We start from the raw sequence: 6648 nt of genomic DNA, 5'->3' as shown, positions 1-6648 counted from the left end.
TGCGATACTAGCTCAGTTGGTAGAGCGCAACCTTGCCAAGGTTGAGGTCATCGGTTCGAACCCGATGTATCGCTCCAGCTTTCTTCTAAAAAGCTATTAAGACTCTTTAAACCACCGTGTTTTTCTTTAGATCACAGAGTTTAAAGGCGACCTTAAGGGTCACGCTCTTTCTTTAATGCTGCGAAGCATAATCCCCCCAAAAAGCAAATAATCCTCCATCATGGTGGATATTTTTTTGTCTTAAATTTTTCTTAGCAACTGGAATGCTAGTAAACATCAGGTCTCTGAAGCAGATACTTGAGGTTTTTCATATCTATAAACAGACTTATCCACAAAATGTTAGGTGTGGATAACTTGGTTGATAAAGTTATTTCAGTCTTAATTCTTTACATATCCCTAAAAGATCTTTCTTGTTTTCAATATATTAGCTGAATTGTGGTGATCGTAACTTGTTGTTTTTTATCAAGTTGAATGCTTATCTTGAATTTGATAAAAGATCGTTAACTTGTTGTTTTTTGATCTTAATCATTTATCGGTACTGTGTTTAACTTTGTGCGGGTGTCGGAAGTTTACGAGAGTTCTGAATTTTTTCCACATTGTTAGAATTGAGAACAAGGTCAAACATTGTTCTAAAATTATGTGCAACGAGTTGTCTTAAATATTGGACTATCGATGTGGGTGTCGCTGTCAATCCTTGATGCCAAAAGGGCTAGGCGTCTCTTGGTAGCCCTTTCTCAACAATGCGTATCAGTCTGTGCTTTTTGGTGAGGATTTTGCTGTTACTTTTTTGTACACCGTTATCTTCTTGCAGACTGCTAGAGTTGGGTAACTGCTGTAGTTGTTTATTCAAAGCCCACTCTATATGCACATCCAACATATCGTTTTTTCCTTGATGGGATTCCAGCGTTTCAACAATGCGTTGTTGGAATGGTGCATTGCCCATCGCAACAAAGATGTTGCGTAACCACTGGGTGTGGCCGATACGTCTTATTGCTGAGCCTTCCATTTTCTTTAGGAAGGTTGCTTCGTCCCAACTTGAAAGTGAAACCAGATCGGCTTCTTGGAAATCTTCTCTGCGGTGAAAGTCTGTTTGCTCTGTGAGTTCGGCATGACGATTCCACGGGCAAACTAACTGACAATCATCGCAACCGTAGATACGGTTACCAATAGCATCTCTATACTCTTCAGGGATCACACCATCATATTCAATAGTTAAGTACGAGATACATTTTCGCGCATCAACCACGCCATCAGCAATAATGGCACCCGTTGGGCAAGAAGTGATACATGCGGTGCATTTGCCGCACTCATCGACACTGGGTTCATCCGTTGGAAGAGGGATGTTAACCAACAGCTCCCCTAAAAAGAACCAAGAGCCAGCGTCTTTATCAAGAATTAATGAGTGTTTACCTGTCCAACCCAACCCGGCTTTCTGAGCGAGCGGTCTTTCCAAAATAGGTGCTGAATCGACGAAAGGGCGTGAGTCTAAACCCTCGACCTCTTTTTCAATTCTTTGTCCCAGCTTTTTCAACTGGTTACGGAACAATTTGTGATAGTCGCGGCCTAAAGAATAACGGCTGATGTAGCCTTGAGTGGTATCGCTTAGGTTAGAGGCAAACTGAGCTTCTGGTGGTAGGTAATTCATTCGAGCGCTGATCACTCGAATTGTGCCTGGGTGAAGTTCATCAGGGCGTGCACGCATCATCCCATGTCGAGCCATCCAATCCATTTCGCCGTGATTGCCAGCATCTAGCCATGCTTGAAGAGGGGCTTCGTGTTCACTTAAGTCAACATCGCAGATGCCAACTTTTTGAAAGCCTAGCTCTTTTCCCCAGATTTTAATTTTTTCAGCAAGATGGTCTAGATTCATGGCTTAATTCTTATTTTCTCTGTTTTACAATTAGAGATAAGGCTAATTAAAATTAGGTTCGGCAAAAATGGGGGCGGATCTTAACGGATCTTAGTGGTATTGACCAGAACAGACGCGTTTTGAGCAGTATTTTTCATAGAACTTACACTTGAGTGCTTGTCTCCCAAAAGCATCACGGTTTACTATTCTTGTTCTTTTGATTTTTATATAGTCAACGATCGATTTTTAGAGAACGTATTCATGAGCACGAAACAATTTACTTTGAAAGATGAACAAGCAACGATTCAATTAGGAACGGAGCTTTCTAATCTTTGCTCACAGCAGACGACTATTTATCTGCATGGTGATCTTGGCGCAGGTAAAACGACTTTCAGTCGTGGCTTTGTAAAAGCACTTGGCCATCAAGGAAATGTAAAAAGCCCAACGTATACTCTAGTTGAACCTTATCAACTTGCCGATTGGCAGGTGTACCACTTTGACCTTTATCGCCTAGCCGATCCTGAAGAGTTAGAGTTCATGGGAATTCGTGACTATTTTACGCCGGATGCTATCTGTTTGGTTGAATGGCCTGAGAAAGGTTATGGGATGCTACCAGAAGCCGATTTGGATATTGATATTCGTTACCAAGACGATCACCGTATTGTTTCTTTAACCGCTAATAGTGAATACGGACAGCGCTTACTTAGTCAGTTGGAGTTATGTTGATTTCTAAACGCCTTATTTCAACAGTGGCCATGATGGCTGCTGTTTTTTCTATACTGTTTTCTTCACTTGTTTCTGCAAACTCACTGAAAAGTTTAAGGGTTTGGCCTTCTCCAGAAGAAACTCGTGTGGTTATCGACTTAAAATCAGAAGCGGACTTTAGCTATTTCACTCTGAGTAGCCCTAGTCGTTTAGTGGTCGATTTAAAGAATACCAATCTTGCGACTAAGTTACCGGTCGTGGTGAAAGACAGCCCTGTTCTATCTAAAATTCGTAAGAGTTCACCACCAGACAAAAACACCTATCGCTTGGTTTTTGAGTTAAAGAAGTCGTCTAAAGCAGAATTATTCAAACTGAGCCCGACTCCGGGTGGTCAGTATGGACACCGTTTGGTGATTGACTTACCTCATGGTGCGGCAAGTAAAGCGACATCGACGCCGAGTAAGCCAACGGTCAGTAAGAACATTAATCAGGTTAAGCGCCAGAAAGACATTCTAATTGTGATTGACCCTGGCCACGGCGGTGAAGATCCTGGCTCAATCGGTCCATCTCGTAAGTATGAAAAAGACGCGACTCTGAGTATTTCTAAGAAGTTAGCAGCTCAACTGAATGCGGTCCCGGGGATCAAAACTCGTATGACTCGTAATGCTGACTACTTTGTGAACCTGAATCGACGTGTTGCAATTGCTCGAGAGAATGAAGCTCACCTGTTGATCTCTATTCACGCCGATGCCTTTACGACGCCTCAACCAAGAGGTGGTTCGGTATTTGTGTTGAATACTCGACGAGCGAATACCGAGATCTCACGCTGGATTGAGAACAAAGAGAAACAGTCAGAACTGCTGGGTGGTAGTGGTGCGGCTTTCACTGGCAATATTGATGATAAGAACGTAAACCAAACCCTGCTTGATTTGCAGTTCAGCCACTCACAGAAAGAGGGCTATAAGCTTGCAACAACGATTCTGTCTGAGATGGGTAAGGTTGCGAAACTGCATAACAGTAAGCCGATTAACACCAGCTTAGCGGTATTGCGTTCACCGCAGATCCCATCTGTATTGGTAGAGACAGGTTTTATTTCGAATCCGACCGAAGAGAAGCTTCTTTTCCAACGTTCGCACCAAGATAAATTGGCACGAGCAGTGACTAAAGCGGTCGTTAAGTATTTGAAGGCTAACCCGCCTGAAGGGATTATCTTGTCTAACGCAACGTCATCAACGGGCAGCGTGAGCCAACATAAAGTCTCTCGTGGTGAGTCTTTGTCTGTGATTGCGAGTAAATATGGTACCTCAACACAGACGTTGATGAAGTTCAACAATCTGAAATCGAGCAGCCTAGCAATTGGCCAAGTACTTAAGATTCCAGGCAGGGCTTCAAGCTCATCATCAAGCAGTACTGTTAAAACGAAGACCATCACTCACACGGTTAAGTCTGGAGAGTACCTAGGTAAGATAGCCAGCCGTTACAAAGTATTGGTTGCAGATATCAAACGTGAGAACCGCTTGAAGTCTGAAACATTGAGAGTCGGTCAGAAGTTACGTATTACGGTTGAAGTGAAAGATGTCCCACTGCGCAAACACAAAGTTGCAAGAGGTGATTACCTTGGCAAGATAGCTTCGAAATACGGCGTGAGCGTCAACAGCATTCGCCAAGCGAATAAGCTACGATCTGACAGCCTGGCTATCGGCCAAGTGTTGATTATTCCTCACAAGTAGTCTTGGGAATACTAAGCGGCTTCAGGTATATCAATGTTAAAAAAGAAGAACTAGTGCAAACGTAACAGCGTTTCCACCAATGGCAGTAAGGTAGCTATAAATATGACGATCAAAATACTGCCAGCTCGGTTAGCTAACCAAATCGCAGCGGGTGAGGTGGTAGAAAGACCCGCTTCTGTTGTAAAAGAGTTGGTTGAGAACAGTTTGGATTCGGGTGCCACTCGTATCGATATTGATATCGAGAAAGGTGGCGCCAAGATGATCCGCGTTCGTGACAACGGTAAGGGCATCGTTAAAGATGAGCTTGCCTTGGCGCTGAGTCGTCATGCGACCTCTAAGATCCATACCCTTGATGACCTAGAGGCGATCGTCAGCCTCGGTTTCCGTGGTGAAGCGCTGGCGAGTATTAGCTCGGTTGCGCGCTTAACCATGACTTCACGCCCTGCCACTCAAGATCAAGCTTGGGCGGCACACAGTGAAGGTCGTGATATGCAGGTGAAACTGCAGCCTGCAGCGCATCCCATTGGTACTTCGGTTGAGGTGTTGGATCTGTTCTTCAATACACCAGCGCGCCGCAAATTCTTACGTACCGAGAAAACCGAGTTCACCCATATCGATGAACTGCTGAAACGCATCGCATTGAGCCGTTTCGATGTGACGATCAACCTTCGCCATAACGGTAAAATGATTCGTCAGTACCGCGCTGCAAAAACACAAGTTCAAGCAGAAAAGCGCATCGCTGCGGTATGTGGCAATCCTTTTGTTCGCCATATGCTTAAGATCGAACTTGAGCATCAAGGCCTAAAACTTCATGGCTGGATCACCACGCCAGAAGGGGCAAGACAACAAAGCGACCTGCAATACTGTTATGTGAATGGTCGTATGATGCGTGACAAGCTGATCAATCATGCGATTCGTCAAAGCTACGAAACCAGCCTGCGTCCAGACCAATTCGCGACTTATGTGTTGTTCATTGAGTTAGACCCTCATCAAGTGGACGTGAATGTTCATCCCGCAAAGCATGAAGTACGTTTTCATCAAGCGCGTCTTGTGCATGACTTTATTTACCAAGCATTGAGCGATGGTTTAGCACAGAGCAAGCAGATTAATGCTGCGCCAATCAATCAGTCGGCTTTTCATCAATCAGAAGTGATTCATCGTCAGCAAGATAGTACGAGCTCTGAAGTTGATGGTGTTGCAAGTTTCGCTGAGCCAGAAAGCGTAATGCCTAGCAGTTCGGATCAAACCCAAGTTTCGGATAGGGTGCGACACGCTATTGAGCAAACGCCTGCCTACCCGAGAAAAGCAGAATCAGAGCACGCTTTTGATAAGCCTCAACACAGCGTTAATGATGGTGGGCGACACTATGCTCCATCAACCAGCTCAAGTTCATCTGCTGGCCGAAGCTCGTCTGCTAGTGAAAGCAGTTTTACCGGGTCTCCTCGTCAAGAGTGGATAGAGTCTCGACCTGAACCTAAAAAAGAGAAAAAGCCACATCAGCATCATGGTGAACCTGCGCCATCTAAGCGAGAAGTGAAAGCCTATAAAGAGCTTCTGAAAACGCCTGATTTTGATGATCAAGTTTTACAGCCTTCATCTTCTCAAGCGCATGTGGCACCAGTAGAAACCAGAGATAACATAGACAAAGAAGCTAAGCCTGCTCAACAGAATCCCGTTAACTTGAAACCAAGAGCACCTGTAACGGACTTGGGTAAAGCGGTCTCGATTGTGGAACGTCAATATCTGGTGATGGGCAATAAGAACGGCAGTGTATTGGTTTCCTTGGCTAAGGCTGAGTTATTGCGTGTTGTTGGTCAGCTTGATACTCGAGGGGGCGCGTTAAAAAGCCAGCCACTATTGGTACCCTTATCGATTAAGCTGGGTAGTGAACTTGTCGAAGTTGCTAAGGCGCTGAGCCAAACTCTGGCATTACTGGGGATTGAGCTTAAGGCGCGAAACAGCGAGGCGGTAATGGTGATGGGCGTGCCTTCTCCTTTAAGGCAGCAAAACTTACAAATTTTGATCCCAGATCTGTTATCTTACGCGGCTTCATTAAACGCTCAGATTGCTGATAATCACACGGCTAATGTTTCTAACGACCTATTGCCATCATTGGTCAACTGGATCGGGATTCAAACAGCACAAGTAAAAAGCGACTACACTTTATCTGAAGCGGTTCAACTAGTTGGGGAACTTGAACAACTTTGGCATGGTCTACTTCCATTAGATGATCCAGAGTTTGTTAATCCTATCGACTTTTCAGCGACTATAGCCGCGTTTACGGTTTAATTTTTTCGCGACGACATTTGTCTTTTTAGCTGAATACGTCGCGACACAAAGCCCTTTGCTAAAAAGCGCTAAAAC

General features: G+C 44.5%; 4 protein-coding genes and 1 tRNA gene. 4 read left to right on the top strand and 1 reads right to left on the bottom strand.

Going from position 1 to position 6648, the window contains the following annotated elements; all coding sequences use genetic code 11:
* Position 1 precedes the first annotated feature (1 nt).
* A tRNA-Gly gene (locus MSG34_RS23765) sits at positions 2-77 on the top strand.
* 632 nt (positions 78-709) lie between these two features.
* Here the strand turns inward: MSG34_RS23765 and queG are convergent.
* The gene (gene queG, locus MSG34_RS23760) at positions 710-1870 is read right to left on the bottom strand and encodes a tRNA epoxyqueuosine(34) reductase QueG (RefSeq protein WP_048617802.1); all 1161 of its coding nucleotides are present in this window, start codon (positions 1868-1870) and stop codon (positions 710-712) included.
* Between the two features lie 240 nt (positions 1871-2110).
* Here queG and tsaE point away from each other — a divergent pair, with 240 nt between their 5' ends.
* From tsaE to mutL, 3 genes are all read left to right on the top strand, one after another.
* Entirely contained in the window at positions 2111-2575 is a 465-nt protein-coding gene (gene tsaE, locus MSG34_RS23755; protein WP_004735870.1) for a tRNA (adenosine(37)-N6)-threonylcarbamoyltransferase complex ATPase subunit type 1 TsaE, read from the top strand.
* Positions 2569-4284: an N-acetylmuramoyl-L-alanine amidase gene (locus MSG34_RS23750; protein ID WP_248339585.1), complete on the top strand. Its 1716-nt coding sequence runs from the start codon at positions 2569-2571 to the stop codon at positions 4282-4284. Before tsaE ends, MSG34_RS23750 begins: the two co-directional genes overlap by 7 nt.
* A gap of 102 nt (positions 4285-4386) precedes the next feature.
* Entirely contained in the window at positions 4387-6573 is a 2187-nt protein-coding gene (mutL, locus tag MSG34_RS23745; RefSeq protein ID WP_248339584.1) for a DNA mismatch repair endonuclease MutL, read from the top strand.
* Positions 6574-6648: the final 75 nt, after the last annotated feature.

It is taken from the genome of Vibrio sp. 1CM2L (assembly GCF_023161695.1).
Classification (GTDB): domain Bacteria; phylum Pseudomonadota; class Gammaproteobacteria; order Enterobacterales; family Vibrionaceae; genus Vibrio; species Vibrio coralliirubri.
This window is presented reverse-complemented; position numbering and strand designations above follow the sequence as displayed.